The sequence below is a fragment of the Aeromonas enteropelogenes genome (assembly GCF_000819845.1).
GTDB classification, from domain to species: Bacteria; Pseudomonadota; Gammaproteobacteria; order Enterobacterales; family Aeromonadaceae; genus Aeromonas; species Aeromonas enteropelogenes.
In genome coordinates this window covers 22382-48383 of the sequence record NZ_CDCG01000018.1, presented here as the reverse complement: position 1 = coordinate 48383, position 26002 = coordinate 22382, and the positions used below count along the sequence as shown (strand labels likewise).

Genomic DNA, 26002 nt, shown 5'->3' with positions numbered 1-26002 from the left:
TATTGATGGCGCCACCCGACTCGCAGGCTGGCGCTTCGTTGCCAAAATGCGGCTTTCGCGCACGAGTCGCCCACTTTCGCATATTTTCCATAAAAAACGGGAGGCCAAGCCTCCCGTTTTGTTTATTCACCCGTCAGGCTTTGTCAGGCGATAAGCTTGTCATCGCTAAAGCCGAAGCCGCGCAGTCCCACCACATGCACGTGTTCGTGCTTGCCTTGCACTTTACGGATGAGCTTGTAGGTGGTGCCCTTCTCGGGGCTGATGTTCTCCGGCGCCGCGATAAGCAGCTGCATATCCTGCCGCTCGCACAGCTCGAACAGGGTGGCGATGGATTTGCCATCAAGCCGCGCCGCTTCGTCGAGGAACAACAGGCGGCAGGGGGCGATGTCCTTGCCGCGCAGACGGCGGGACTCCTCCTCCCAGCTGATCAGCACCATCAAGAGGATGGCCTGACCGGTACCGATCGCCTCGCCGGTGGAGAGCGCACCGCTCTCGGCCCGCAGCCATCCATCGGCACCGCGCTGCACCTCGATCTCCAGCTCTAGGTAGTTGCGATAGTCGAGCAGCACGTCGCCCATCACCTGATAGCTGCGATCCCCCTGCTCCACTTGCGGGTTGAGGCGCTGGAACAGCTTGGCCATCGCCTCGGAGAAGCTGAGCTCCTTGTCGGCAAACAGATCGTTGTGCATGGCGGTTTGGTCTGCCAGCGCCGTCAGCAGACGGGTGTGGGCCTCGCGGATATTGACGTTGAGGCGCACCCCGCGCACCAGACCGAAGGCGATGTTCTGCAAGCCCTGGTTGAGTACCCGGATGCGGTTCTGCTCGCGACGGATGATGTTGGTGATCTTGGCCGCCACCTCGTGGGAGGAGAGCGACAGATGGGTTTCCCGCTGCTTGAGCTCGTCGGCAAGACGGGCCAGCTCGATCTCCATCTCCTCGATCGCCTCGACCGGATCATCGGAGCGGATGATGTCGTTGCGAATGCGATCTTTGAGGTAACGGTAGACCTGCACGTAGAAGGCCACCTTCTGCTCGGTGCTGCGGTTGCCCTCCGACAGTCGCAGCGCATCGCGCAGGGCCTCGTCGTGGGCCACCGCCACCCGCAGGGCGCCGAGGGCCTTGTCCGACATGGAGCGCAGCTCGTCGCTGTCCAAATAAGCCAGCTCGCGCTTGTTGAGGCGCTTCTCGACGTCGGTCTCCCGCGCCAGCCGCACCACCCGCGACCAGCTCGCCTTGTGACCCACCAGGGATTTACGGGCACCGTAGTAATCCTTACCTTCGAGCTTGAGACGACCGCCGAGAGATTCGATCTCGCGCTTGGTCACCTGCAGCTGGGCCTCGGCGCTGGTGCGACGGGAACGGGTGCGGATCAGCAGCTCTTCGATCTCTTTCTTGTGGGCGCGCGCCTTCTCTTCCATGTCGTCAGAGAGGGTCAGCCCCATGGCCGCCAGCTCCTGCTCGAACTCGGTCAGGGTCTGGCGCTTGGCCTCGACGCTGGAGTTGAGCGCGGTGCGCAGCTGCAACGCCTCGGTGTGGCGCTGGGCAATCTGCTTGTGCTGCTCGCCAGCGGTGCGGGCCGCAAGCTCAGCCGCCTTGAGCTTCTCTTTGAGTCGCTCGCTCATCTCGGAGGCTTTGCCCAGCAGGTCCTGCGCATCCTGATAGGCAAAGTGCGGCAGGCGGGCCACCAGCTGATCGAGGGCGTAGCAACGGCGCTTCTGCTCGGCCAGCAGGTCGCTCACCTCATCGTAGGCCGCCTGCAACGCGGCCAGATCCTGCGGATCCTGACGCAGCACCTGCACCATGGTTTCCAGCTTCTCGAGCGACTTGCCGTGCTTGGCGATAAAGGCTTCGGCCTGTTTCAACGCTTCCACGTCGGCGTGAGCCGCCTCGAGGCGGGCAGCCAGCTCTGTCTCGGCAAACAGGTGGGCAAAGGGCAGCATCCCCTGCACCAGCTGGATATGGCGGGTCAGCTGGGCGGCGGCCGCTTTGGCCTCTGTCAGCTGCTTGTTGCACTCGGCGATGGTCTCTTGCAGCTTGCGCTGCTCGGCCTGTTTGGCCTGCACTTCCGCTTCCGGGTCGGGGCGGAAGGCGATATCCAGATGCTGGCCGATAAAGTCGCGGAAGTGACCGTAGAGGCGGTGGTACTTCTGCTGCTCGAAGGCGGCCTTGGCGTAACCCTCGATAAGCTCTTCGCGCTCAAGGTCGAGCTGTTCGATCCGTTTTTCCCGGGCGGCGCGGCCAAACAGCGGCAGCTCGGGGTAGCGGGAGAAGCGCACCTGACGCTTGCTGGTGCGCACCAACACGGCGTCACCCAGCTCGTCCGCTTCCACCAGATCCTCGTCAAAGGAGTCGGGGTTGCCCTGAATGAGGTAGATATCCTCCGGGCAATCTTCCAGCTTTTTCAGCCGCTCGATGGCGCCTTCCAGGTCGAGCACCACCAGGGCGTTGCGAGCCGGGCCGTAGAGGGCGGAGTAGTAAGGGGCATCGTCGATGGAGATGTCGTCATAGACATCGGAGAGCAGCACGCCCCCCACCTGTTCGGCGATGCGGGCAAGACGGGGATCCGCCTCACCGGCCCCCAGCTGCAGGTTGCGAATTTGCAGCTCCAGCGCCTGTTTCTGCGCCGCGATACGGTTGCTCTCCTGCTCGAACTCGCGCTCCTTGTCGAGCACGCTCTGCATGCCGGAAGAAAGTTCTTCGGCGGTGGCGAGCGGCAGCCCACTCTGCTCGCGCAGCTGCTCAAGTTTTTCGAAGGATTTCAGCCAGCGCGGGGCCAGCTTGGTGAGCTCCGCGATATCGCGGCCAAGCTGAGTGCCCTGATGCTCGAGGCTGGCACGGCGCTGATTGACCTCGGCCTGTTGCTCGGCCAGCTCCTCCTGACGGGTGCGCTGGGCTTCGAGGAAGATCTCCAGCTCATCGCTGCTGGCAATCAGCTGGCCAGAGGCCTGCTGCAGCTCGTCACGCAGCTTGAAGAGACTCTTCTGGCTTTCGCTCTCTTTCTCGAGGCGAGCCAGCGCGGCGCGCAGCCCCTGCCCCTGGGCGATGCGAGCCTTGTCTTCGATGTGACGCTTGAGCAGCGCCTGTGCGGTGGGCCAGGCGGCCTCGCGCACTGTCTCGGGGGCGATGCTCAAAAGCAGCGCCAGCGCAGCTTCGTGCTCGGCCACCGCCGCCTTGGCCAGCGCCAGCTGCTGCTCGGCCCCCAGCACCCGGCTGGTGAGGCTCTGCTCGGCGGCGCGGAACTGGTGCAGGGTGTCGCTCGCCTGTTCGGCGGTCAGCCCCGGCAGCTCGCACTGCTCGCGGGCGTTTTCCAGCGCCTGCACCGCCTGACGGTACTGGATGGCGCGGGTCTGCTGGATATCCAGCGCCTGCTGATAGTCGGCCAGCTGGGTCTTGAGGCTGTCTACTTCTGCCTGGGCCAGCTCCTTGCGCTCTTCCACCTCCAGCAACTGGCCGTGGATCTCTTCCACTACCGCCTGCTGCTGTTCGAGTTTGTCAGAGAGATCCGCCAGATCGGCGCGATACATCTCGATCTTTTTTTGCAGTGCCACGGCGGCCAGCACCTTGGCCAAGTGCTCGGCGGCGGACTCCAGCTCGTCGGTCAGCAGCTTCTCGCGGTTGGTGAGCTGCTCCACCTCGTCGGCCAGATAGATGGCACGCTGCTTCTCTTCGGCCAGCAGGCGGCGCTTGCCGGCAAGCTCCTGGCGGGCCTTGAGGGCCAGCTCGGAGAGGCGGTTCTTCTCGGCGGCGTTGCGCACGTAATCCGCCGCCACATAGTGGGTGGTCTCGGTAATGAGGTTCTTGAACAGATCCCGCTGACCCTGAGTCTCTTTAATAGCCTCAAGGGTGCGGCGGTTCTCGTAGATGGCCGCCTCCATGTCCTGGAACGCCTTGCGCACCCCGGAGTTTTCCGGCAGCAGGTATTCGCGCAAGGAGCGGCTGATGGACGAAGAGATACCGCCGTAGAGGGAGGCCTCGATCAGACGGTAGAACTTGCCGCGATCTTTTTGATCACGCAGCTTCTTCGGGGTGATGCCGAACTCGAACATGAAGTTGTGATAGTCGGTCACCGTATTGAACTTGGCGACCTTGATGGCGCCAAGCTCGGCCGCCGCCCCTTTCAGATCGGCGAAGGCACGTACCCGGCCCTTGCCGTCGTCGAGCTTCTCCAGCAGCAGATCGGTGGGCGCCAGATTCTCCGGCACATCCACCAGTGCAAACGGGGTGATGTTGACCTTGTTGTCACGGTTGGCCACCTGCTCCAGGTGCACGCCGACCCAGATCCGCTGCTCGCGGCTGTTCATCACTTCCAGCACCGAGTAGCAGTGACCGCGCTGCAGCTTGCCGTAGAGCCCCTTGTCACGGGACGCGCTGGATGAGCCTGCTTCCGTGGTGTTGCGGAAGTGGAGCAGGGACTGGTCGGGGATGAGGGCCGCGATAAAGGCCGCCATGGTGGTGGACTTGCCCGCACCGTTGCCGCCGGAGAGGGTGGTGACCAGCTGGTCGAGATCGAAGGTCCGGGCGAAGAAGCCGTTCCAGTTGACCATGGTCAGGGATTTGAACTTTCCTCGCACCTTTTATACCTCCAGATCCAGTTGTTCTTCATCGAGGTCCGCCTCGATATCGTCAAACAGCGAGTCGCTGCTCGGCATTTCGTCGTCGTGGAAGATGGCCTCCCCTTCCTGGATCATCCGCAGCTGCACCGCGCGCGGATCCTCATCGGAACGCACATCGGCGGCGAAACGGAATACAGATTCGTTGACCCGGAATTTATCCCCGTTGCCAAGGGCGGTGATCATGCCAAGGCGGCGCAGACGGCGCATGGAAGTACGGATCTTCTCCAAGAGCTTCTTCTTGTCGAGATCGGTACCGCCGGAGCGGCTGTTGACCATGCGCAGCAGCTGTTTCTCGTCGGCGAGGCTCAGCACCTCCTCCTGCAGCTCGGACATGGCAAACACCCCTTCCGAGGCGAGACGATCAGGGCTCAGGTAGAGGTAGCAAAGCACCTTGCCCACCAGCATATCGAGCTCGGAGAGCACTGTGGTGCCGATGTCGGCACTGGGGCGCGGGCGCAGGTAAAAGAAGCCTTCCGGCGCCTTGATGAGTTCGACCTGATAGCGGCCGTAGAAGATCTCGAGCTCCTGGTGATACTCCACCAGCGCCGAGTGCTGTTCGAACTCGTCGGCACTGATGTGACGGCCGGAGCGCAGGGCGGTGTCGATGCGCGGAAACAAGGGGTTGGCAATGGCCTCTGCGAGCCGCAGCGGCAAGGGAAACTCAGTATTGATCAATGACATAGGCCTGAACCTTGGATCCAGCTTGGTTAATGGGTTTCCATGCAGGTTGGCGATGCAGCTCGCGCTCGCCGCTGGCATGGCCCAGGCGCACGGCCTGGTCAATCAGAAGACGCGCCACGTCGAAGTGGGCGTGGGCCGGGTAGTCCAGCAGGTATTCCCGCAGCACGTCGGCCAAATCCAGCTGCTGACCCTGCTCGGGATAGCGGGCCAGGTAGCGCTCGATACGCTCGGCCAGCTCCTGGTTGATGTCCACCATCTCCATGTATTCCATCTCGAGGGGCACTTCGCCGGTCACCTCCTCATCGTGGATGGCGATGGTTTCGTCGCGCAGCTCCAGCAAACGCGGCTCTTCGGCCACCCGCAACTGCCAGTTGTGCTGATCGAAGTTGCGGATGGATTCGCGCAGCCGCTGGCTGAAGGCACGGTTCTTGTCCATGTCGATGGCGTTGCGGATGAACTTGTGGACATGCCTGTCGTAGCGGGCCCACAGCTCGATGCACTGCTGGCCCCAGGAGGTGATGACGTCGAGCCGTCCTTGCAAGGCGTGAGTCAGCTCCTCGACGTGGAACAGATCCTCGCGCCCCTGGGCGGCTTCCTGAATGTTGAGGAGCCCCGCCTGCAGACGGTGGCCGGCGGCGTCCAGGGTATCCTGCAACTCGCGCAGGGTCTGGCCGGTCTCGTGCAGCAGCTTCTCGCAGCTATGGATGGCATCGACCCAGTTCTGGGTCAGCAGGGCCGCGATCTCGTTTTTGACCTGATTCTGCTGCTCATCCATGGCGCGCTGGGTGAGATCGATGCGCCCCAGGGTCTCCTCCAGGGAGAAGGTGAGGCGCGGCAACACCTCGGCATCCCACTGCTCGCGGGTGTTGGTCTCGAGCGCCGCCTTGCGGGCGGTATCGAGCTCGGCCGCCAGGTGTTCGAGCAAAATGGAGAGCTTGATGGAGTCAACCTGACGCTGATCCAGGAAGAAATCGACGATGCTCATGCCAAGGCGCGACAGGCGATAGAGGCTCTCCCCCGCCACCATGTCGGTGTTGAAGCGCGACAGCAACTGCTGGCGAATGAGATCGTTGATGGCGTTGTTGGCGCGGCCGGTGAGGGTCTCGTCCATCTGGCCAAAAGCACTGCTGACGTAGCCAAAGGCGTCGTGCAACGCCGCCTCCGACAGATCCGACTCATCTTCGGACAGGGTCTTGATTGCAATCAGAAAGGCCAGCCGGTCGGTGGGCAGGCTCAACGCCAGCCCCTCCTGCCTGACCCATCCCACCATCTCTGGCAGGGTACGGGATGTACTCATCATGACGTTGTCATCTCGTTGTTGTATTGGGCGCAAAGCCTTGCGCGCGGCTACATCCGGTAGCATCGAAAAAAGGGGCTCAGCCAGCGGGTTTCTGCGCCATCACGTGGATATAGCGCCCCAGGGCAACGAACGGTTCCTGGCGGCAATATTGTTGCTCCATGGCCAGCAGATCGTCGAATTTTTCCACCTGATCCTGCTTGTGGCGCATGTAGTCGTGGATCACCCGCACCCCGGTCTTGCCGATTATCTTGAGCCCACCCCGCCCAATCCAGTCATAGACCTGCTCCGGCAGCTGGGGATTGGTGGGGGTCAGGGCAGTCTGGCGCTTCTTGCGAAGACCCAGGCGCACATAGTCAAAGTTGCCCACCACCAAGCTCTGAAACAGAAGGCCATGGCGGTTGTAAAAAAGCAGCGACAGTATGCCCCCGGCATTGACGAAAGGGAACAGACCGAGCAAGGTCTGGCGCGGCTCGGCGAGCCACTCCAGCACCGCGTGACAGAGCACCAGATCGAAGGTGCCGGTCACGTGTTGCTTCAGATCCTGAATGGGACAATGGATGAGACGGATTCTGTCTTCCAGCCCCTTCTCGGCGATCTGGCTGCGGGCCAGCGCCAGCATCTCGGCGGAGAGATCGCACAATTCCACCTGATGGCCCATGGCCGCCAACTTCTGGGCAAAGTAGCCAAATCCGCCCCCCGCATCCAGGATGCGCAGGGGCCGGTTGCCAAGACGGGCCAGACAGGCCTCGATGTCACTCCAGACGATAGTGGTACGAATGCGCCCCTTGGTGGAGTCATAAATATTGCGGGCGAACTTGTCGGCGCGACCGTCAAAACTCTGATCTTGCTTCAAGAGAAACTCAACTCTGGCCATACAAAAAAAGGAAGGTATTCTGTCACATCCCGAATTTGCTGAAAACTCAAGGACGATAGTGCCGTGTTTGCGCTCAACTTTTTTGCCATCAAGAAGTGGCTTGGCCAGCTGCTGATGCCGCTCCCCTTTTCTCTCTCCTTGTTGCTGCTGGCCCTGCTGCTGCTCTGGTTCACACGCTTTCAGAAAACCGGCAAGCTGCTGGCAACCCTCTCCCTGCTCATCGTCGCCCTGATGGGCTCGCGCCCAATAAGCTATGAGCTGGCCCGCCCGCTGGAGCAGACCTTCCCCCCCTTCGAGGTGAGCCAGCATCCGGACATCCAGGCCATCGTGGTACTGGGTAACGGTCATGTCAGCGATCCGGCGATCCCCGAGCGCTCCTGGCAGAACAACATTGCCCTGGCCCGCACTCTGGAAGGAGTACGCCTGGCCCAGGCCTATCCCGATGCCGAGCTGATCTTCTCAGGCTATGTGTCGGGGGATCCCCTCTCCAACGCCGAGGTCAATGCCCGCATGGCACAGAGCCTCGGCATACCGCGTACACGGATCACGTTGTTTGAAAACAACAAAGATACTCATGATGAAGCAGTCAGTATCAGCCGCCATCTCAAGGGAAAACGGGTCGCACTGGTGAGTTCAGCCACCCATCTTCCCCGCGCCATGGCCCTCTATCAGGGACAGGGACTCAATGCCGTGCCGGCCCCCACCGATTACACCGCCAAGCAGAGCCAGGAGCCCCAGCCTCTCTATAGTTATCTGCCCAAGGGGCGTTATCTGATGTATTCCGAGGCTGCCATTCACGAATGGATTGGGGTATGGTGGGCACGCTTGCGGGGGCAGGTTAACGAATGAGCGATCAAGCGTTTCATTCCTGATTTGGATCAGGAAAGCGAAAAAAAATTACGTCATTTGCCGCCGGGTCAGCTATCTTGGGCTCGGTTCAATTCATATAATGTCGCGCAATCAAATGCCTAGGAGATATAGAAGATGAGACAGCACCTGGTAATGGGTAACTGGAAACTGAACGGCACCAAGGCTTCCGTCGAAGCACTGATCAAAGGACTGACCCCGGCGGCTGCCGCTCATCCTTCTGTTCAAGTCGCCGTCTGCCCCCCTGTTATCTTTTTGGGTATGGTTGAGCAGCTGACTGCCGGCACCAAGATCGCCTATGGCGCCCAGAACGCTGACGTGCACGAGTCTGGTGCCTTCACCGGCGAAAACGCCCCCTCCATGCTCAAAGCCTTCGGTTGCACCTACTCCCTGGTCGGCCATAGCGAGCGTCGCACCCTGCACGCAGAGACCGACGACGTGGTTGCTGCCAAGTACGAAGCCATCCAGAAAGGCGGTCTGGTACCGGTTCTGTGCATCGGTGAGACCCTGGCCCAGTTCGAGGCCGGCACCACCAACCAGGTGGTTGAGACCCAGCTGAAGGCTGTTATCGACCGCTGCGGTATCGCCTCCTTCGCCAACGCCGTCATCGCTTACGAGCCGGTATGGGCCATCGGCACCGGCAAGACTGCCACCCCGGAAATCGCTCAGGCCGTGCACGCTCACATCCGTCAGTACCTGGCCGGTTTTGACGCAGACGTGGCTGCCAAGGTACAGATCCTGTACGGTGGTTCCGTGACTGGCGCGACCGCGGCCGACCTGTTCGGTCAGCCGGACATCGACGGTGGCCTGGTGGGTGGTGCGTCCCTGAAAGTGGACGACTTCTCCCAGATCATCGCTGGCGCGGCCAAGTAATCGGCTGCCATGGAGGGGGCGCTTGCCCCCTCCTGCGTATCGCTTTTCCTATGGTGGCCCCCGCATCCCATACGAAAGCCGATATAGTAAAAATGGCTTGTCTATTTCCAAACATTCGTATTTGACAACTCAGATCCAGAGGCACTCATGACCAAACAAATCAAACGTATTGGTGTTCTGACCAGTGGTGGCGACGCGCCGGGTATGAACGCAGCCATCCGCGCCGTGGTGCGCGCCGGCCTGCATCATGGCCTGGAAGTGTACGGCATCTATGATGGCTATCTCGGTCTGCACCAGGATCGCATCGTCAAGCTGGAGCGCCACAGCGTCTCCGACGTGGTGAACCGTGGTGGTACTTTCCTGGGTTCTGCCCGTTTCCCTGCCTTCAAAGATCCGGCCGTTCGCGCCGAAGCGATCGAGAACCTGAAAAAGCACGGCATCGACGCCCTGGTGGTGATCGGCGGTGACGGCTCCTACATGGGTGCCAAGAAACTGACCGAAGAGGGTTTCCCCTGCATCGGCCTGCCGGGCACCATCGACAACGATATCGCCGGCACCGACTTCACCATCGGTTTTGATACTGCCCTGAACGTGGTCGTAGACGCCATCGACCGTCTGCGCGATACCTGCAGCTCCCACCACCGCATCTCCGTGGTCGAGATCATGGGCCGCCACTGTGGCGATCTGGCCATGTCTGCCGCCGTTGCCGGTGGTGCCGAATACGTGATCGTGCCGGAAGTGGCTTTCGACAAAGAGAAGCTGCTGCAACAGATCAAGGAAGGTGAAGTCAAAGGCAAGAAGCACGCCATCATCACCATCTGTGAACACGTTACCGACGTGAATGCACTGGCCAAGGATATCGAAGCCATGACCGGCCGCGAAACCCGCGCCACCATTCTGGGCCACATCCAGCGTGGCGGTGCCCCGACGGCCCGTGACCGCATCATGTCCAGCCGTATGGGCGCCTATGCCGTCGAACAGCTGCTGGCCGGCCACGGTGGTCGCTGCGTCGGTATCCAGCGCAACGAGCTGGTTCACCACGACATCATCGACTGTATCGAGAATATGAAGCGCCCCTTCGATCAGGAGCTCTACAACCTCTCCACCACCCTGTTCTAAGGCATATCAGCCCAAACAGGCCAGTCTGATAAAAACCCTCCACCCGGAGGGTTTTTTTATTTCTGCCTGATGGACAACCTCATTCGTTGCACCAGAGCTCTTATCCGCACAACATGTGCCTGCCTCTGCTCAGGAGAAACGTCAAGCGCCAAGCGCTTGTACCTGTCAGGCTCGCGACTCAACATTCTCGATTCAACAAAGACGCGGTCGCCATCGACCAGCCTTGTCTCCCCCTGCTCTCTTGCGTACCGCTGTGTACGACAGCCAAGACGCCCACCTTGCTTATACCGACCTCAAGCCGAGTAATGTAAGGCAAGCGCATTCCAGCCTGGCCTCCCGTGCCAATCCGTCACTACCAGCGACTTGCCCTGACACACTAGACAGACTAGCCGGTCGCACCACTATATTGGTGGCGATAAAATGCACACCTACGCCTCTACAGTCTCTGTTATGCGGTCAACGCACCTGAAAACGGGCCCTTTTCTGCAAATTCGGATGCAGTTCACTACGAATAGAAGCCTGATATGACAAGGCCTGACCGTGAAATGACGCTCGGTGATATCCAGTGGATGAGATATCCATGTCACACCCTGTCAAATCCAGTTCATACGCACTTTTAGTCAACCAAAAGCACTCATTTTCAGTCAGATAAGTGCCATTTAACGAATGGGAATCATATAAAACCCACAAAAAAGAAGGATAAATGAGCGCATAACTATATGAATTTAAAAGAATTAAATATCATTAAACAAGAAAGATGTTCCCTAACTATCCCCATGCCCATTAAACGAGCTCCATATTGTAAAAATATGGCCTTCATCACCACATACGACAAAAGACATCATTTTCTCAAATTTAACCCTTGTTTTAAGGCTGGTGTATGGTATCTTGACATCATCAATCAACGACTTGGGGAGAAAAAAATGAAAGAATTTGTTGTGACTGCGGTATTCACCGTCTTTTTCACCCTGGTTGCTGTCTCTCTGCCCTCACTGTCACAGTTCTGAGCCGGATAGGGAGACATCAATCCGGACACGCTTGTGACAGCCAAGCCTGATAAATCGCCACTAACAGGCATTTTTCAGCCTTGATGCCATCACAAGCCACTTAAATATGATTTCATCATCTTGGCGTCGTTTTTTTCACCGCCAGGGTGACAGGACAGCAGGACGAAGTGTCCAATCATATCCGGGGGAGCATGACTCCCCTTTTTGCTGCCCGTTATTTGCTCACGTCATCTTCAATCCTGAATGACCATGGGAGCTGCCATCCCCCCGCGGCCTGCCCCCCTAATCTGAATTTCCCTCCCCTGGCCTGACCATGCTCGCTCACCTCGTCTGAATGAACTTTTGCCTGCCAGCTGGGATCAAAAAAGCCCCCACCGCGAGGTGGGGGCTTTGTCTTTCAAGCTATGCAATCAGGCTGGCAGATGGCGCCGTTACGCCTTGTTCCAGCGCTGTGGGTCATATTCCGGGCTGAAGCGGTCGACGATGACTGCACAGGCCGCATCACCCGTGATATTGAGAGCGGTACGGATCATGTCGAACAGGCGATCCAGGGCAAACAGCAGCGGCAAGCCTTCAATGGGAATGCCGGCTGCCAGCAGCACGGCCACCACCAGGAAGCTCGGGCCCGGCACGCCGGCCTGACCAATGGCCCCCAGGGTGGAGGTCACAATGATGGCCGCCCAGGCACCGGCGCTCAGATCGATGTTGTAGATCTGGGCGAAGAAGATGGCTACCAGACCGTAATAGATGGCGTTACCGCTCATATTGATGGTGGCACCCAGCGGCAGCACGAACGAGGCCGTAGCATTGCTCACCTTCAACTCCCGCTCGCAGGTTTCCATGTTGACCGGCAGGGTCGCCATGGAAGAGGCGGTGGAGAAGGCCACGATCTGCGGCTTCTTCATGGCGGAGAGATACTTCATCACCGGGGTGTTGGAGAAGATCGCCACCAGCAGCGGATAGACCACGAAACCGAAGATCAGGATGGCGCCGACATAGACCAGGAACAGCTTGAGCACCAGGGTCAGCACATCGAAACCATAGGTACCGATGGCGTCGGCCATCAGGCCGAAGACCCCCAGGGGCGCAATCAGCATCACCTTGTTGATCATCCAGACGAAAGCATCCACCAAGGTATTGAGGCCATCGACCAGCGGCTTGGCCCGTTCACGGGGCTGCTTGGCCAGCGCGATGCCGAGGAACATGCAGAACACCAGGATCTGCAGTATGTTGGCCTCGTTCAAAGACTGGAACACGTTGGTCGGGATCATCCCGAGCACGGTAGCCACCGCATCGGGCAGTGCGCCCTTGTCGGAGTAGTCACCACTAAACAGGGTGGACATGGCACCGAAGTCGACACCGATGCCGGGTTTGAAGAGTTGTCCCATCACCAGCGCCAAGGAGACGGCCAGTGCAGACGTCAACAGGAAGAAGCCCAGGGTGGCGGCACCTATCTTGCCGGCCGCCGGGCTGGTCCCCAGGTTGGCGGCACCGGAGAGAATGGCCACAGCCACCAGGGGGATCACCAGCATCTTGATCAGCTGGATGAAGAGGCTACCGAGTGGAGCGAAGATGGCCGCCTGTTCACCCATGAACACCCCGGCCAGCACACCCAGTACCATGGCAACCATCACCTGGAAGCCGATATTTCTAATGAGTCCTTTAGTTAACACAATCTGTTCCTTTATGTAGCAAAATTCACACTTTTCCCAGTGCAATTAACCAAACAGGGGAATGAGCATCCGCTCATTCCCCTGTTTGGGCGCTTTATCTCATATTTAATTGCTGTTTTAAATCAGCAAATCGTTAACCGAAGCTATTAATAATTTTGCTAAAAAGTAAAGATTCAATACGGTCTTGTCGGTTTTTCCCGCATCTTGCCATGACAACGGGCGAAAGAGTGTGCTAGTTTGACCCTATCAACGAATAAACAAGGATGTAAAGATGCTGAAAGTTAACGAATATTTCGACGGAAATGTAAAATCCATCGGTTTTGAGCAAAATGACGAGAAATCCACGGTTGGCGTCATGAACGTGGGTGATTACCTGTTCAACACTGCCGCCCCCGAGCGCATGACGGTGATCAAGGGCGCCCTGACCATTCAACTGGCCGGTGAAGAGGAGTGGCACACCTACAGCCAGGGCCACTCTTTCGTGGTCGCGGGACACTCCTCCTTCAAGCTGCAAGTGGCCACCCCCACCGCCTACCTCTGCGAGTTTCTCTCCTGATCCTGCCGGTTGAAGGGGGTTTCCCCTTCAACCCGGTTTGCCTACCGGCTCCCATATCGCTGTCCAGGTCACAGCGCAGCAGATCACCGCTTTTCATCCATGGGAAAAATCCTAGAATAAACAGACATAAACCATCACCGGAGTGATGACATGATCAGCGTGTTTGATCTTTTTTCCATAGGTATCGGCCCCTCCTCTTCCCACACGGTGGGCCCCATGCGTGCAGCCTATGCCTTCGTTCAACAACTCAAGCTGCAGGGCCATTTACCCCACATCACCCGGGTCGAGGTGGAGTGCTACGGCTCTTTGGGCCAGACCGGCAAGGGGCACGGCACCGGCAAGGCGATCATTCTGGGGCTGGCAGGATTCGAACCCGAATCCGTCGACATCGACGCCATCCCGGCCATGCTAGCCCGGGTCGACCAAGAACAAACCCTGCTGCTGGCAGGCGAGCAACCGAGCCGCTTCCCCCGCAGCGGCGCCATCATCTTCAACCGGCGTACCACCCTGCCCGCCCATACCAATGGCATGACCCTGCGCGCCTTTGCTGCCGACGATGCCATGGTGTCGAGCCAGACCTACTACTCGGTCGGGGGCGGCTTCATCATAGAGGAGAGCCAGTTCGCCACCGCCAAGGAGGACGCGGCCCGTCTCGATGCCGAGCACCCCATCCCCTATCCCTTTGACAGCGGAGCCCAACTGCTCGCCCACTGCCAGGAGAGCGGCCTCTCCATCTCGGGCCTGCTGCTCGCCAATGAGCGGGTCTTTCGCAGCGACGAACAGATAAAGGCGGGACTTCGCAAGATCTGGCACACCATGCAAAGCTGCATCGAGCGGGGTTGCAAGAGCGAGGGGGTGCTGCCGGGCGGACTCAAGGTGCGTCGCCGTGCCCCCGGGCTGTTTCGCCAGCTCAGCTGCGAGACCAACTTCAACAAGGATCCCCTGATGGTGATGGAGTGGGTGGACCTGTTTGCCCTCGCCGTCAATGAAGAGAACGCGGCTGGCGGCCGGGTCGTCACCGCCCCCACCAACGGCGCCGCCGGCATCATCCCGGCGGTGCTGCACTACTATGATCGCTTCGTTCACAAGGTGGATGACGAGATCCTGGTGCGCTACTTCCTCACCGCCGCCGCCATCGGCATCCTTTATAAGAAGAACGCGTCTCTGTCGGGGGCCGAAGTGGGCTGTCAGGGGGAAGTGGGGGTCGCCTGCTCCATGGCCGCCGGAGCCCTCACCGAACTGCTCGGTGGCAGCCCCGCCATGGTGGAAAACGCCGCCGAGATCGGCATGGAGCACAATTTGGGGCTCACTTGCGATCCCATCGGCGGGCTGGTACAGGTCCCCTGCATCGAGCGCAACGCCATGGGGGCGGTCAAGGCGATCAACGCGGCGCGCCTGGCGCTGCGCGGTACCGGTGAGCACAAGGTGTCGCTCGACAAGGTGATCAAGACCATGTGGGAAACCGGCAACGACATGAAGACCAAGTACAAGGAGACGGCCCGTGGTGGCCTGGCTGTTAACATTACAGAATGTTAATAAGCCGATGCGAGCTTCATTCAGCCCTCAACTACCCGGCCTGACCGGGTATTTTTTTGCTTATCGGCTTAACAAAATGGATAAGTACCAAAATAAATTTTATACTCGCGCCTCAGATTCAACAAAAATAGATCTATTTCAACTTTTTTTAGGCTTTGAACCGTTACACTGCGGTTATCTGGTTCAATGACCCGCGCAATCTGTGCGCACCATGGATCTCCCCAATTCAAGTGAGTGGGCATGCCGCCCCCTTCTACCCTGAGGTAATAGTGACATGATCAGCGTTTTTGATATCTTCAAAATCGGTGTAGGCCCCTCCTCTTCCCACACTGTTGGCCCGATGAAGGCTGCCAAACAGTTTGTTGACGAGCTTCGCGCAGGCGGCAAGATCCGCGATATCACCCGGATCAAGGTCGACGTCTACGGCTCTCTCTCCTGGACCGGCAAGGGCCACCACACCGATACCGCCATCATCATGGGTCTGGCCGGCAACCTGCCGGAGAATGTTGATATCGACGCTATCCCCGAGTTCATCTCCCGTGTCGAGCAGACCGAGCGTCTGCCCATCGGTCTGCACTGCCATACCGTCAGTTTCCCGCGCGATGCCATGGTGTTCCACGATGAAGCCCTGCCCCTGCACGAAAACGGCATGAAGCTGACCGCCTTCATCGAAGACGACGTCATCTACAGCAAGACTTATTACTCCATCGGCGGCGGCTTCATCGTCGACGAGGAGAACTTCGGCAAGGCCGACAGCGGCGACATGGCCGTGCGTTACCCGTTCAAGAGTGCCGCCGAACTGGTTGCCCACTGCAGCCAGACCGGTCTCTCCATCTCCTCCCTGATGATGGAGAACGAGAAGTGCTTCAACACCCCGGAAGAGATCTACAAGAAGTTCGGCAAGATCTGGAACACCATGCGTGAAGCCATCGATCGCGGCTGCCGCACCGAGGGTGTGCTCTCCGGTCCGCTGCGCGTGCCCCGTCGTGCAGCTCCCCTGTTCCGTCAGCTGAGCACCAACGAGAACCTCTCCAACGATCCCATGGGTATCGTCGACTGGGTCAACATGTTTGCCCTGGCGGTGAGCGAAGAGAACGCGGCCGGTGGTCGTGTGGTGACTGCACCGACCAACGGCGCCGCCGGCATCATCCCCGCCGTGCTGGCCTATTACGACAAGTTCATCCAGCCGGTTGGCCGCGACGACTACACCCGTTTCTTCCTGGCGGCCGGTGCCGTCGGCATCCTGTACAAGATGAACGCCTCCATCTCCGGCGCCGAAGTGGGTTGCCAGGGTGAAGTGGGCGTCTCCTGCTCCATGGCCGCAGCCGGTCTGACCGAGCTGATGGGTGGTAGCCCGGAGCACGTGTGTGAAGCGGCCGAGATCGCCATGGAACACAACCTGGGTCTGACTTGTGACCCGGTGGCCGGCCAGGTGCAGGTACCCTGCATCGAGCGCAACGCCATCGCCGCCATGAAGTCGGTCAACGCCTCCCGCATGGCCCTGCGCCGCACCTCCAAGCCCCGCGTCTCCCTGGACAAGGTCATCGAGACCATGTATATCACCGGCAAGGACATGGACTCCAAGTACCGCGAAACCTCTCGCGGTGGCCTGGCCATCAAGGTGATGCAGGTTGCCTGCGAATAAGCAGTCCAGAATATAAAAAAGGCGGGTTATCCCGCCTTTTTTATTGCCGTTTTTCGCCACGCCAGCGCCAAGCTTTTTGGATCACGCAAGCCAATAGCGCCGGCCAGTACCGCTATGCTCGTGCAGCTAACCCTCTTTTTAGACTCGCTTTAATACTCTCTTTCACAGCGCCCTTCCTTTTCTCCTGGCACTGCTCCAGACGTCCGTTATCGGCCCTCGCCAGCCACCCTCAGTATCACGGCATGAGGCAGTCCGTCTCATTGCCTGCGCGGGTCTGCGTACGAAAGCGCTTGCCCAGACAAGAGAAGTTCAGCCGCAACAGGGAGTTGCAAATATGGACAAGGGGCAAAAAGCCCGCGCTGAAATAAGTATCAGGGGTGGCCACTCACGCTATTTTGTGAGCGGTCGCAAAAGTTGATGATATTGTGTCCGGGCCGGATTGACTTTTAATTTGGATGTATTGGGCAATATTTCAACGCACTGATTAATTCGGCGTACCTATTATTGCCGGAATTATCTGCATCCTTGCCATGAGATGACGCGCCCCGAAATGGGGCGCTAAAAATACAAATAGCCGGTTCGCCATCCATTCTCGGCGATTGGGTACTGGATATTTAACCAGACTTTTTCAGCTGCGCCTTGTGCTGTTCCAGCAAATTTTCCGGAGGAGGTGGCACCTGCAGATAGAAGCCCTGGGTCGTCAGCGCCGCCATCACCTTGCTGACATTGGCCAGCCCCAGAGGCTTGGCGGGGTCCAGCTTGGTCATCAGCACCAGCTCGGGACGGCCGAAGGTGGTCATCAGCGCCTCGGGTACGCGGGAAAAATCCTCTCTTCTTTCAACAAAAAGATAGGTCTCGGCTTTTTTGCGACTTTTATAGACTGCACACAACATGGAAATTGATATAATCCGACGAGTTTATTGCCTCTGATGGGGGCAAACTATAACATCAGGAATTGAATAACAATAACGGATTAGCATCTCTGCCTCGGGGAAGATTCATGGTTGAGCGCGATAACGAATTGAAAGGGTCCACCTTCACTATTTCTGTGTTGCATATCAGCGATGGCGAGCCAGAGCGGATCCGTCAGTTGTTGGCCGAAAAGGTGGCCCAGGCCCCCTACTTTTTTAACTGTGCTCCCCTGGTGATCAATGTCTCCCGGCTGGAACATATCCCGGATTTTGAGCAGCTCAAGGAGTTGGTGGAATCCGAGGAGTTCGTGCTGGTGGGCGTGACCGGGGCGCGCAATGAAGAGATGAAGACGGCGGCCAAGGCGGCAGGGCTGGCGGTGATGGCCTCCGGCAAGCACCGCAAGAGTGAACCGGCCCCGGAGCCGGTAGTCACCGTGGCCGCCCCCGAGCCTGAGCCAACCCCCCTGATCCCGACCAGGGTACACGTGGGGCCGGTGCGCTCCGGCCAGCAGATTTATGCCGCCGGCACCTCCCTGGTGGTGCTGGGCTCAGTCAGTCCGGGGGCCGAAGTGCTCGCCGATGACAGCATTCATATTTATGGCACCCTGCGTGGCAGGGCCATTGCCGGCGCCCGTGGCAACACCCGGGCCCGGATCTATTGTCAGCAATTGCAGGCCGAGCTGCTCTCCATCGCGGGTACTTTCCAGTTGAGCGATGCCCTGCCGGCAGGCCTGATCCAGCAAGCGGTACATATCCGGCTGGACAATGAACAACTCCGAATAGACCGTATCAAATAGAGTTACAAGGAAGCGAGAATGGCGCGAATTATTGTCGTTACATCGGGTAAAGGTGGCGTTGGCAAGACCACAACCAGTGCGGCCCTGAGCACAGGTTTAGCCCAGCGTGGTCACAAGACAGTGGTCATCGATTTTGACATCGGTCTGAGAAACCTGGATCTCATCATGGGCTGCGAGCGCCGCGTGGTGTATGACTTCGTCAACGTCATCAATGGCGAGGCCAACCTGAACCAGGCCCTCATCAAAGACAAGCGTTGCGAGAACCTGTTCATACTGCCCGCCTCCCAGACCCGGGACAAGGACGCACTGACCCGTGAAGGGGTCGAGAAGATCCTGGATCAGCTGGCTGAGATGAAGTTCGATTACATCGTCTGCGACTCCCCTGCCGGGATCGAAGCGGGCGCCCTGATGGCCCTCTACTTTGCCGACGAGGCCATCGTTACCACCAACCCGGAAGTCTCCTCCGTGCGTGACTCGGACCGGATCCTCGGCATCCTGGCCTCCAAGTCCCGCCGTGCCGAGCGCGGAGAAGACCCCATCAAGGAGCACCTGCTGCTGACCCGCTACTGCCCGACCCGCGTCAACCGCGGCGACATGCTGAGCGTGCAGGACGTGCAGGAGATCCTGGCCATCCCCCTGCTCGGGGTGATCCCGGAGTCCCAGGCGGTGCTGCGCGCCTCCAACTCCGGCGAGCCGGTGATTCTGGACAAAGAGTCCGATGCCGGTCAGGCCTATGAAGATGCGGTGTCCCGCCTGCTGGGCGACACCAAGGAATTTCGTTTTTTGGAAGCAGAGAAGAAGGGCTTCTTTAGCCGACTGTTCGGGAGTTAAGCATGTCATTATTGGATTATTTTCGTTCCAACAAGAAACAGAACACCGCACAACTGGCCAAAGAGCGGTTGCAGATCATCGTTGCACACGAGCGTTCATCCAGAGGGGGGCCGGATTACCTGCCCCAGCTCAAGCAGGATATCCTTGATGTGATCCGTAAATACGTCAACATCGATCCGGACAAGATCACCGTCCAGCTGGATCAGAAGAGTGATGAGCTGTCGGTCCTCGAGCTCAACATCACCTTCGCCGATGACAAGAAGGGATGAGCTGACGCCCTATGCGTGACCTTTTTCCCAAATAAAGACCGGATCCTTGGCGGGATCCGGTCTTTTATCATCACTATTTCCCCCTCATGACCCACCCCGTCTCGCCAACCGCTCGCACGATCGCTAGAATAGCCGCGACCATCGGGTTTGCCCCGTCCGGTCACTTGTCCCCCTTTTCTGGAATCGACCGTTTATGTCTTTGAATGCCGAAATGCACAGCGTCGAGGAACTGCTCGACACCGCCCTCGAACTCTTCATGGAGCTGGCGTCCGACAACCTGCCGGAGCAGGAGATCACCCTCTTCAACCAGGAGTTCAACAACCGGGGCCTGCTGGCGGAAACCGATCCGGCCGACGACTGGGAAGCGGACGTGGGATTTGAGGTCAGCGATGCCGACTATGCCGAGATCTGGGTCGGCCTTGGCAACGAGCAAGAAGAGTACGAACACCTGTTCGCCCGTATGCTGCTCTCCCGCCGTGTCGACGAGAAGTTCTGCCACATCGAATGGCTCCCCCAATAATTCCGAATCCCGATGATCCGGATCACTACGACTGGGGATCAGAGCCTGATCCCGTGCGGCCGACACTGGTGCAACGCCTGCTGAGGTGGGTGGGCAAGCTGCTGCTGGCCGCCCTGCTGTTGTCGGTCGGCTCGGTGGCGCTGATGCGTTTTATCGATCCGCCCATGTGGAGCTGGCGCATTGAGCGTGCGCTGTTTCCCCCAGCCAAGGTGGCTGAGGTCAAACATGACTGGGTGCCACTTGGGCAGATCTCCCGCGAGTTGCAGCTGGCGGTGATCGCCGCCGAGGATCAGCATTTTGCCGAGCACCACGGTTTCGATCTCGATGCCATCAGCTCCGCCTTCAAGCACAATCAGCAGAGCAGCCGGGTGCGCGGTGCCAGCACCCTTAGCCAGCAGACGGCCAAGAATCTCTTCATGTGGAGCGATCGCAGCTTCCTGCGCAAGGGGTTGGAGGCCTGGTTTACCCTGTTGATGGAGCTGGGCTGGGACAAGTCCCGCATCCTCGAGGTCTATCTCAATATTGTGGAGTTCGGACCGGGGATCTATGGCGCCGAAGCGGCGGCCAGACACTACTTCGGCAAACCGGCTGCAAGGCTGACTCGCTATGAGGCCTCCCTGCTGGCGGCGGCGCTGCCCAACCCCTGGCGCTACAAGGTCAATCCCCCTTCACCCTATGTGCAGCAGCGCTCGGCCTGGATCCGCCGCCAGATGAGTCAGCTCGGCCAGCTCACCCTGACCCGGGTCCAGCAGGCTGATTGATGATTAACTGGCGTCGGGAGGCGCCGGGGGACCGAGATGGCCACCCACCGTCTCGCGGTGAAGCGGCAAATAGTGCCACCACCAGGTCTCCCGCCGTCGCTTGATCTGCCGTCGTCGTCCTCGCGGTTTCATCCTCTGACTCCCCTGCATGGCTGCGTGTTAACCATACCCCTACCGGGGCCAATTGGACAGACCCGCCCGTCTGCTGGCGCACTGGTCTGGCCGCCGGTGCCAATCCTTGCTACAGTAGCGAACCCCGACGAATCTGGAGTGATTTCATGGAACAGCGTACCCCGGATCAGCTGGTCGAATGGGCCTATGATCAGTTTCTCGAACAGGCTGCAGACATGCTGGCCCCTGAGCAAATTGTCGATATCACCCTGGAGTTTGAAAAGCGTGGCGCCGTCGAGGCGACGCTGCCCAATGCAGACTGGTCCACAGAGTTGGGCGAGCCGGTCGACATGGAACGCTGGGTAGAGGTGTGGGTCGGCTTGCTGGATCATCAGGATGAATTCGAGGTGATCTTCGCCACCTTCCTGTTGCCCCGGCTGATGCAGGAAAATGAAGTTCATATACGCTGGCATCGCCAGCAACAGGCATAAAAAAGGCGCCCTCGGCGCCTTTCTCGTTTTTACTGTCAACCCTCACATTCAGGGTTGGGCCGCGATGGCCTTGGCCAGACAGCGGCGACACCAGCAGGCGCCGGCCTCGCTCATGGGCAGGGCCGGCAGCTGGCTGCACCAACACTCATCTATGGTGGCGCCAGCGGAGACGGCGCAGTAGGCCGGCTCTCCGCAGCCCGGGCAGAGATGGGTGCTTTTCGAACCATCCAGCTCGGCCATCACCGCCAGCTGGGCCTCGCTCTCCATCGCCGACCAGTGACCTATCTCGGTGAGGGTACGACCACAGCCGAGACAGAGGCCATCTTTCGCCCGGCACGCACCGATGCAGGGGCTCGGCACTTACTCCTGCTCCCCGTCCTGGGCAGCGTCAGTCAGGGTGATGCAGTTGTCTTCGATGACGATCTTGCCCTGCTTGTAGAGGCCGCCGATGGCCTTCTTGAAGGTGCCCTTGCTCATGGCAAACAGCTTGTAGATGAGCTCGGGCTCGCTCTTGTCGCCCACCGCCAGGCTGCCGCCCTGCTTTTTCATTCGCGCCAGGATGCGTTCGCCGGCGTCATCCACCTTGGCCATCCCCGGCTTTTGCAGGGTCAGATCCAGCTTGCCATCCTCGCGCACCTGCTTGACCCAGGCAGTCTGGGGACGCCCCGTCATCACCCGGCCGAAGATCTCGTTGCGAAACAGCATGCCCGGGTACTGGCCGTTAACGATCACCTTGATGCCCAAGGGAGAGTGTTCACCTGGCAGGGCGGTCACCTCGTCCCCCACCTTGAAAGGCGGTTTCGCGGTGCTGAGGAAACGCTCCAGACGGCTGGTGCCCACCATGCGCCCTTCGTGATCTAGCATCAGGCGCACCAGATAGGTATGGCCCACCTGCATCGGCTTGTTCTGTTCGCGGCTTGGCACGAACAGATCCTTTTTCATGCCCCAGTCGAGGAAGGCGCCGATCTTGTTGGCGTTGACCACTTTGAGGCCGGCAAATTCGTCCACCATGGCAAACGGCTTGTCAGTGGTGATCACCGGCTCGCAGTCAGCATCCAGATAGAGGAAGACCTGCACATCGTCCCCCTCTTTGACCCCTTCCGGCAGCTGGCGCCTGGGCAGCAGCAGTTCACCGTACTCCCCGGCCGCGAGCCAGGCGCCACGGTCTTCGAGTTCAACGACGTTGAGGGTGTTCATCTTGCCAATCTGTATCATGGTGCTCTCTTTTTCTTTACCGGATGGGCCAGCTGGATCAGGGCCCTGATGGCCGCGCATGTTACCTCAAAACCGGCGATCCGGCCTAGTCCCCATCGCAACGCAGGGCCTCGCCTTTGGTGCATTTCGCCACCAGACAGGCGATAAAATCGCCATGCAGGCGGGCTTTTACTGCAAATAACCCCACATTTAGGTAGACTTCGCGGCTGTTCAAATCCAGAGGAGCTGTCGATGAACCCATCCACTCGTACCCGCCATCTTAATCAATGGATCCAGCAACACAGCGCACAGGACATGACCTACCCTGCCCTGCACGGCTTTTTGTGCGCCCGCCTGGTGGGGCCGGAGCAGCCCGACTGGCAGCAGCCGCTGGCCGGTTTGCTGGAGCAGGATGCCGAGCTGGATGAGAAGTGCGCCGAAGCGCTGCACCATCTGATCGCGGAGCTGGAGAGCCTGGCCGATGAAGAGCAGCTGGCCCTGCCCAGCCAGTGTCGCCTGCCCAGTGACGATCCCGAGCAGGTGTTCGACAAACAGCACCCCCTCGGGCAGTGGTGTTACGGGTTCAGTCAGGGGTTTGCCACCTGGCCCAAGCCAAAGGATTTGAACGATCTCACCACCCAGCACAGATTCAGCCTCGCAGCCGAGCTCTGTCTGTTTCGTGACAAACCCATGGCGCAGATGCTCTACAGCGCCGCCGCCAGCGATCTGCCGTTTGCCGAATTCTGCAAGCGCCAGCGCCAGCACATGAAAAGCGCCCTCAACCAGTTGCTCAATCTGGAGCAGTACCAGGCCGCCCCCAGCGCCGAGGTGGCACTGGACAGCGAACAGGCCGAGCAGTGGCAAAAGTGGTTCGCCCTGGCCGATGCCAGCCGGGATCACAAGGTGCGCCTGGGCTGGTTCGACAAGATCATCGCCGACGCCAACCCGCTGTTTGACGATACCTTCTGGCAACAGACCGCCGGCCATGGCTGGAGTTCACACGAAGCCAGGCCGCTGCTGGCGGCCAGAGCCGGCCGCGCCGACTGCTTGCTGCAGTTGGGCCAGTTGGCTGAGGCCAGGGCCGAATACCTGGATCTGCTCACCCTCTGCCAGGCCGACGAGCCGGGTTGTCGCTATCACCTCTCCACTCTCTATGCCCGCCAGGGAGACTGGCAGGCGCTGGCCGGATTGCTGGTGCGCTTTGACGAAGCCTCCAGCTGGCTGCTCTACAACAAGGCACTGATGGTGTTTGCCACAAAAGGCGCCGAGGCGGCCAGGGAGCATTTGCTGGCGGCCATCAATGCCAACCCGCACATCCCGGCCTGCCTGCTCGGTCAGCGCAAGCTGCCAAAGCAGGAGCCCGGCAGCTGGCAGGCGGGCAGCCGTGACGAAGCGGCGCTCTACGCCCTCTATACCCGCGATGCCTGGCTCAAGCACCAGGCCCTGCTCTGGTTGCGCAAAGGCTGAACAAACCCGGATTAAAAACCCGCCTGACTGACCCGGCTTTCGCAGGATGTCGTGCGCCACCGCACATTTCATCGCTGCCGGGTCAGACAAATCCGCGTTAGTCTCGTATCATCATTGTCAAAGTATCAAAAGAAACTGCACCAGATGCAGCTGTCACAGCAGGGTGTAATATGTCAAAAATCATCGCTTTACTCGCCCACTACCCGCCCTATCAGTTGGTTCACGCCGCCGAGATGCTACGGGATACCTTCGAGCAGTTTTACGAACAGCGCTATCAACTGACCGTGCCCCAGTGGCGCCTGATGATGGTGCTCGGCCCCCACTACCCCATCAGCCAGAAAGAGCTGGTAGAGGCAAGCGGCATGGACAAGGTGCGCATCTCTCGCGAGATCCGCCGTCTGGCCGAGAAGGGGATCATCTTTACCGAGAGCAGCGAGCAGGACAAACGCATCAGCCTGGTCTCCCTCACCAATGCGGGCCTCTCCCTCTTCCAGCAACTCAAGAGCGAGGCGGGAAGCTGGCAGCACACCCTGACCGATTACCTGCCCAGCGAATCTCGCGAGGCGATCCGCCAGCATCTGCACACCGTCAGTGCCGCCATCGAGCAGCTGCAATCCCTGGACAAGGAGCAATAACCATGGATTTGAAAAAATTCGCCACCATGGACGTCAACATGCTGCTGAGCCTGATCAATATGCAGCTGCGCGATCGCTATGACGATCTGGATGATCTCTGCAAGGCGCAGGATCTCGATAAAGCGGCCCTCGAGGCCAAACTCGCCAGCGGCGATTTCCACTACCAGCCTGATCAGAAGCAGTTCAGATAGGGATCGGGATCTCAGAGCCGGCCGCGGCGCTGGCTCCATGGCCAAAACCTGATATGGTCGGAGGACCCCCAACAGAGGGAAGCCCCGACGGCTTGATGGATGGATACATCAGGTTGTCACAAGAGGGCATTAGATTCGTTTCAGGCAAGCAAACCAAGGATGACCCAAGATGATGACCCGACAGAACCTGCTGATCAGCCTCGCCGCCTTGTTGATGATCAGCCTGTTTATTCCCTACTTGCCGCAAGATGGTGAACAGTGGCTGACCACCCTGCTCTGCGCCCTGCTGGTGGCCGTATTCCTGGTGCTGATCCGCGGCTGTCGCCGCTTTATCATGGATTGACGGCCCGACTCTCTTGCCTCTGGCGTTAAAGGGCTTTTCTTCTCTCCCAACCCTTGTGTCACCCGCCTCCTTTAAAAAACAAACGCAGCCAGATGGCTGCGTTGGTCATTATCCGAAAATCGCGACGGGCAGGTCGGCTTAGACGGCGAGGCTCTCCAGCTGCGCCTTGGCCGCTTTCATCCCCTTGCTCTGGGCTTCCGGCCCCATCCCCATCCCCTCGGCGTAGATGAAGTCCACCTCCTTGATGCCGATGAAACCCAGCACGGTGCGCATGTAGGGGGTCACCAGATCGGTGGCGCTGCCGACGTGCATGCCGCCACGGGGGCTGATCACCAGGGCCCGGGTGTTTTCCACCAGACCGACCGGGCCGGTCTCGGTGTAGCGGAAGGTCACGCCGGCACGAGCCACCAGGTCAATCCAGTTCTTCAGCTGGGTCGGGATGTTGAAGTTGTACATGGGGGCGGCAATCACCACCAGATCGCTTGCTTTCAATTCGGCGATCAGCTCATCGGACTGGGCCAGCACGGCCAGTTGACGCTCGTTCAGGTTCTCGCCACCACGCAGGCCGGAGGCCAGCTCACCATCCAGCACCGGCAGGTTCAGGGCCGCCAGATCACGCACTGTGACGGTATCATCCTGATGATCGGCGAGGAAGCCGTCGATCAGGGCGTTGGATTGGGAGTATTGACCCAGGATGCTGGATTTGAGTACGAGGATGTTGGCCATGATGACGCTCC

General features: G+C 59.4%; 26 protein-coding genes. 17 read left to right on the top strand and 9 right to left on the bottom strand.

Annotated features, from left to right (window positions below; genetic code table 11):
- Positions 1-143 precede the first annotated feature (143 nt).
- The 4 genes from mukB to cmoM form a co-directional block, all read right to left on the bottom strand.
- Complete coding sequence (gene mukB / locus BN1123_RS07060) at positions 144-4571, bottom strand: chromosome partition protein MukB (protein ID WP_042026085.1); 4428 nt, start codon at positions 4569-4571, stop codon at positions 144-146.
- A gap of 3 nt (positions 4572-4574) precedes the next feature.
- Positions 4575-5294, bottom strand: coding sequence for a chromosome partition protein MukE (gene mukE, locus BN1123_RS07055; RefSeq protein WP_042026083.1), 720 nt, complete (start codon positions 5292-5294; stop codon positions 4575-4577).
- A complete protein-coding gene (gene mukF, locus BN1123_RS07050) occupies positions 5275-6594 on the bottom strand; it encodes a chromosome partition protein MukF (protein ID WP_042026082.1) in 1320 nt (439 codons plus the stop codon). Before mukF ends, mukE begins: the two co-directional genes overlap by 20 nt.
- Before the next feature lie 76 nt (positions 6595-6670).
- Positions 6671-7447, bottom strand: a complete 777-nt coding sequence (gene cmoM / locus BN1123_RS07045; RefSeq protein WP_042026081.1) for a tRNA uridine 5-oxyacetic acid(34) methyltransferase CmoM — start codon at positions 7445-7447, stop codon at positions 6671-6673.
- An 84-nt stretch (positions 7448-7531) separates the two neighbouring features.
- Here cmoM and elyC point away from each other — a divergent pair, with 84 nt between their 5' ends.
- From elyC to BN1123_RS07025, 4 genes are all read left to right on the top strand, one after another.
- On the top strand, positions 7532-8317 hold the full coding sequence (elyC, locus tag BN1123_RS07040) for an envelope biogenesis factor ElyC (protein WP_082037486.1): 786 nt from the start codon (positions 7532-7534) through the stop codon (positions 8315-8317).
- 135 nt (positions 8318-8452) lie between these two features.
- A complete protein-coding gene (gene tpiA / locus BN1123_RS07035; RefSeq protein ID WP_026457842.1) occupies positions 8453-9208 on the top strand; it encodes a triose-phosphate isomerase in 756 nt (251 codons plus the stop codon).
- A 147-nt stretch (positions 9209-9355) separates the two neighbouring features.
- Entirely contained in the window at positions 9356-10327 is a 972-nt protein-coding gene (gene pfkA / locus BN1123_RS07030) for a 6-phosphofructokinase (RefSeq protein ID WP_026457843.1), read from the top strand.
- A gap of 719 nt (positions 10328-11046) precedes the next feature.
- Positions 11047-11334, top strand: a complete 288-nt coding sequence (locus BN1123_RS07025; protein WP_042026078.1) for a hypothetical protein — start codon at positions 11047-11049, stop codon at positions 11332-11334.
- A gap of 431 nt (positions 11335-11765) precedes the next feature.
- On the opposite strand, the gene BN1123_RS07020 is transcribed toward BN1123_RS07025, so the two are convergent.
- Positions 11766-13007 (bottom strand): dicarboxylate/amino acid:cation symporter, encoded by a 1242-nt coding sequence (locus BN1123_RS07020; protein WP_042026077.1) that lies wholly within the window; start codon positions 13005-13007, stop codon positions 11766-11768.
- Positions 13008-13278: 271 nt separating this feature from the next.
- Here BN1123_RS07020 and ppnP point away from each other — a divergent pair, with 271 nt between their 5' ends.
- The 3 genes from ppnP to BN1123_RS07005 all read left to right on the top strand — a co-directional run bounded on the left by ppnP (position 13279) and on the right by BN1123_RS07005 (position 16744).
- On the top strand, positions 13279-13563 hold the full coding sequence (gene ppnP / locus BN1123_RS07015; protein ID WP_042026075.1) for a pyrimidine/purine nucleoside phosphorylase: 285 nt from the start codon (positions 13279-13281) through the stop codon (positions 13561-13563).
- Positions 13564-13713: 150 nt separating this feature from the next.
- A complete protein-coding gene (locus tag BN1123_RS07010; protein ID WP_042026074.1) occupies positions 13714-15099 on the top strand; it encodes an L-serine ammonia-lyase in 1386 nt (461 codons plus the stop codon).
- Between the two features lie 274 nt (positions 15100-15373).
- Entirely contained in the window at positions 15374-16744 is a 1371-nt protein-coding gene (locus tag BN1123_RS07005; RefSeq protein WP_042026072.1) for an L-serine ammonia-lyase, read from the top strand.
- Between the two features lie 614 nt (positions 16745-17358).
- Here BN1123_RS07005 and BN1123_RS07000 read toward each other — a convergent pair.
- Positions 17359-17637: a YcgL domain-containing protein gene (locus tag BN1123_RS07000; RefSeq protein ID WP_042026070.1), complete on the bottom strand. Its 279-nt coding sequence runs from the start codon at positions 17635-17637 to the stop codon at positions 17359-17361.
- A 107-nt stretch (positions 17638-17744) separates the two neighbouring features.
- On the opposite strand from BN1123_RS07000, the gene minC reads away from it, so the two are divergent.
- From minC to BN1123_RS06970, 6 genes are all read left to right on the top strand, one after another.
- On the top strand, positions 17745-18452 hold the full coding sequence (gene minC, locus BN1123_RS06995) for a septum site-determining protein MinC (protein ID WP_042026068.1): 708 nt from the start codon (positions 17745-17747) through the stop codon (positions 18450-18452).
- A gap of 18 nt (positions 18453-18470) precedes the next feature.
- Positions 18471-19283, top strand: a complete 813-nt coding sequence (gene minD / locus BN1123_RS06990) for a septum site-determining protein MinD (protein ID WP_042026066.1) — start codon at positions 18471-18473, stop codon at positions 19281-19283.
- Positions 19284-19285: 2 nt separating this feature from the next.
- Positions 19286-19552, top strand: coding sequence for a cell division topological specificity factor MinE (minE, locus tag BN1123_RS06985; protein ID WP_042012553.1), 267 nt, complete (start codon positions 19286-19288; stop codon positions 19550-19552).
- Between the two features lie 193 nt (positions 19553-19745).
- Positions 19746-20072 carry an HI1450 family dsDNA-mimic protein gene (locus tag BN1123_RS06980; protein ID WP_042026064.1) on the top strand — a complete coding sequence of 109 codons (327 nt, stop codon included), beginning with the start codon at positions 19746-19748 and terminating at the stop codon, positions 20070-20072.
- On the top strand, positions 20057-20833 hold the full coding sequence (gene mtgA, locus BN1123_RS06975) for a monofunctional biosynthetic peptidoglycan transglycosylase (protein WP_042026062.1): 777 nt from the start codon (positions 20057-20059) through the stop codon (positions 20831-20833). Before BN1123_RS06980 ends, mtgA begins: the two co-directional genes overlap by 16 nt.
- 278 nt (positions 20834-21111) lie before the next feature.
- On the top strand, positions 21112-21435 hold the full coding sequence (locus tag BN1123_RS06970) for an HI1450 family dsDNA-mimic protein (protein ID WP_026457797.1): 324 nt from the start codon (positions 21112-21114) through the stop codon (positions 21433-21435).
- Positions 21436-21483: 48 nt separating this feature from the next.
- Here the strand turns inward: BN1123_RS06970 and BN1123_RS06965 are convergent, their stop codons facing one another.
- Entirely contained in the window at positions 21484-21795 is a 312-nt protein-coding gene (locus tag BN1123_RS06965; protein WP_042026060.1) for a DUF1289 domain-containing protein, read from the bottom strand.
- Positions 21796-22650 (bottom strand): CvfB family protein, encoded by an 855-nt coding sequence (locus tag BN1123_RS06960; RefSeq protein WP_042026059.1) that lies wholly within the window; start codon positions 22648-22650, stop codon positions 21796-21798.
- Positions 22651-22881: 231 nt separating this feature from the next.
- On the opposite strand from BN1123_RS06960, the gene BN1123_RS06955 reads away from it, so the two are divergent.
- The 4 genes from BN1123_RS06955 to BN1123_RS21655 all read left to right on the top strand — a co-directional run bounded on the left by BN1123_RS06955 (position 22882) and on the right by BN1123_RS21655 (position 25265).
- The gene (locus BN1123_RS06955) at positions 22882-24096 is read left to right on the top strand and encodes a UPF0149 family protein (protein WP_042026058.1); all 1215 of its coding nucleotides are present in this window, start codon (positions 22882-22884) and stop codon (positions 24094-24096) included.
- A 170-nt stretch (positions 24097-24266) separates the two neighbouring features.
- Positions 24267-24731, top strand: a complete 465-nt coding sequence (locus tag BN1123_RS06950; RefSeq protein WP_026458376.1) for a MarR family winged helix-turn-helix transcriptional regulator — start codon at positions 24267-24269, stop codon at positions 24729-24731.
- A 2-nt stretch (positions 24732-24733) separates the two neighbouring features.
- Positions 24734-24922, top strand: coding sequence for a DUF4250 domain-containing protein (locus BN1123_RS06945; RefSeq protein ID WP_042026057.1), 189 nt, complete (start codon positions 24734-24736; stop codon positions 24920-24922).
- 169 nt (positions 24923-25091) lie between these two features.
- The gene (locus BN1123_RS21655; protein WP_167335313.1) at positions 25092-25265 is read left to right on the top strand and encodes a hypothetical protein; all 174 of its coding nucleotides are present in this window, start codon (positions 25092-25094) and stop codon (positions 25263-25265) included.
- A 138-nt stretch (positions 25266-25403) separates the two neighbouring features.
- Here the strand turns inward: BN1123_RS21655 and BN1123_RS06940 are convergent, their stop codons facing one another.
- Positions 25404-25991 carry an FMN-dependent NADH-azoreductase gene (locus tag BN1123_RS06940; protein WP_042026056.1) on the bottom strand — a complete coding sequence of 196 codons (588 nt, stop codon included), beginning with the start codon at positions 25989-25991 and terminating at the stop codon, positions 25404-25406.
- Positions 25992-26002 lie beyond the last annotated feature (11 nt).

Excerpts from the sequence above, each read along its gene's own strand:
- mukE (WP_042026083.1), bottom strand. The coding sequence starts at position 5,294 with ATGTCATTGATCAATACTGAGTTTCCCTTGCCGCTGCGGCTCGCAGAG.
- mukF (WP_042026082.1), bottom strand. The coding sequence starts at position 6,594 with ATGATGAGTACATCCCGTACCCTGCCAGAGATGGTGGGATGGGTCAGG.
- tpiA (WP_026457842.1), top strand. The coding sequence starts at position 8,453 with ATGAGACAGCACCTGGTAATGGGTAACTGGAAACTGAACGGCACCAAG.
- pfkA (WP_026457843.1), top strand. The coding sequence starts at position 9,356 with ATGACCAAACAAATCAAACGTATTGGTGTTCTGACCAGTGGTGGCGAC.
- BN1123_RS07025 (WP_042026078.1), top strand. The coding sequence starts at position 11,047 with ATGAATTTAAAAGAATTAAATATCATTAAACAAGAAAGATGTTCCCTA.
- ppnP (WP_042026075.1), top strand. The coding sequence starts at position 13,279 with ATGCTGAAAGTTAACGAATATTTCGACGGAAATGTAAAATCCATCGGT.
- BN1123_RS07010 (WP_042026074.1), top strand. The coding sequence starts at position 13,714 with ATGATCAGCGTGTTTGATCTTTTTTCCATAGGTATCGGCCCCTCCTCT.
- BN1123_RS07005 (WP_042026072.1), top strand. The coding sequence starts at position 15,374 with ATGATCAGCGTTTTTGATATCTTCAAAATCGGTGTAGGCCCCTCCTCT.
- BN1123_RS07000 (WP_042026070.1), bottom strand. The coding sequence starts at position 17,637 with ATGTTGTGTGCAGTCTATAAAAGTCGCAAAAAAGCCGAGACCTATCTT.
- minC (WP_042026068.1), top strand. The coding sequence starts at position 17,745 with ATGGTTGAGCGCGATAACGAATTGAAAGGGTCCACCTTCACTATTTCT.
- minD (WP_042026066.1), top strand. The coding sequence starts at position 18,471 with ATGGCGCGAATTATTGTCGTTACATCGGGTAAAGGTGGCGTTGGCAAG.
- minE (WP_042012553.1), top strand. The coding sequence starts at position 19,286 with ATGTCATTATTGGATTATTTTCGTTCCAACAAGAAACAGAACACCGCA.
- BN1123_RS06980 (WP_042026064.1), top strand. The coding sequence starts at position 19,746 with ATGTCTTTGAATGCCGAAATGCACAGCGTCGAGGAACTGCTCGACACC.
- mtgA (WP_042026062.1), top strand. The coding sequence starts at position 20,057 with ATGGCTCCCCCAATAATTCCGAATCCCGATGATCCGGATCACTACGAC.
- BN1123_RS06970 (WP_026457797.1), top strand. The coding sequence starts at position 21,112 with ATGGAACAGCGTACCCCGGATCAGCTGGTCGAATGGGCCTATGATCAG.
- BN1123_RS06960 (WP_042026059.1), bottom strand. The coding sequence starts at position 22,650 with ATGATACAGATTGGCAAGATGAACACCCTCAACGTCGTTGAACTCGAA.
- BN1123_RS06955 (WP_042026058.1), top strand. The coding sequence starts at position 22,882 with ATGAACCCATCCACTCGTACCCGCCATCTTAATCAATGGATCCAGCAA.
- BN1123_RS06950 (WP_026458376.1), top strand. The coding sequence starts at position 24,267 with ATGTCAAAAATCATCGCTTTACTCGCCCACTACCCGCCCTATCAGTTG.
- BN1123_RS06945 (WP_042026057.1), top strand. The coding sequence starts at position 24,734 with ATGGATTTGAAAAAATTCGCCACCATGGACGTCAACATGCTGCTGAGC.
- BN1123_RS21655 (WP_167335313.1), top strand. The coding sequence starts at position 25,092 with ATGATGACCCGACAGAACCTGCTGATCAGCCTCGCCGCCTTGTTGATG.
- BN1123_RS06940 (WP_042026056.1), bottom strand. The coding sequence starts at position 25,991 with ATGGCCAACATCCTCGTACTCAAATCCAGCATCCTGGGTCAATACTCC.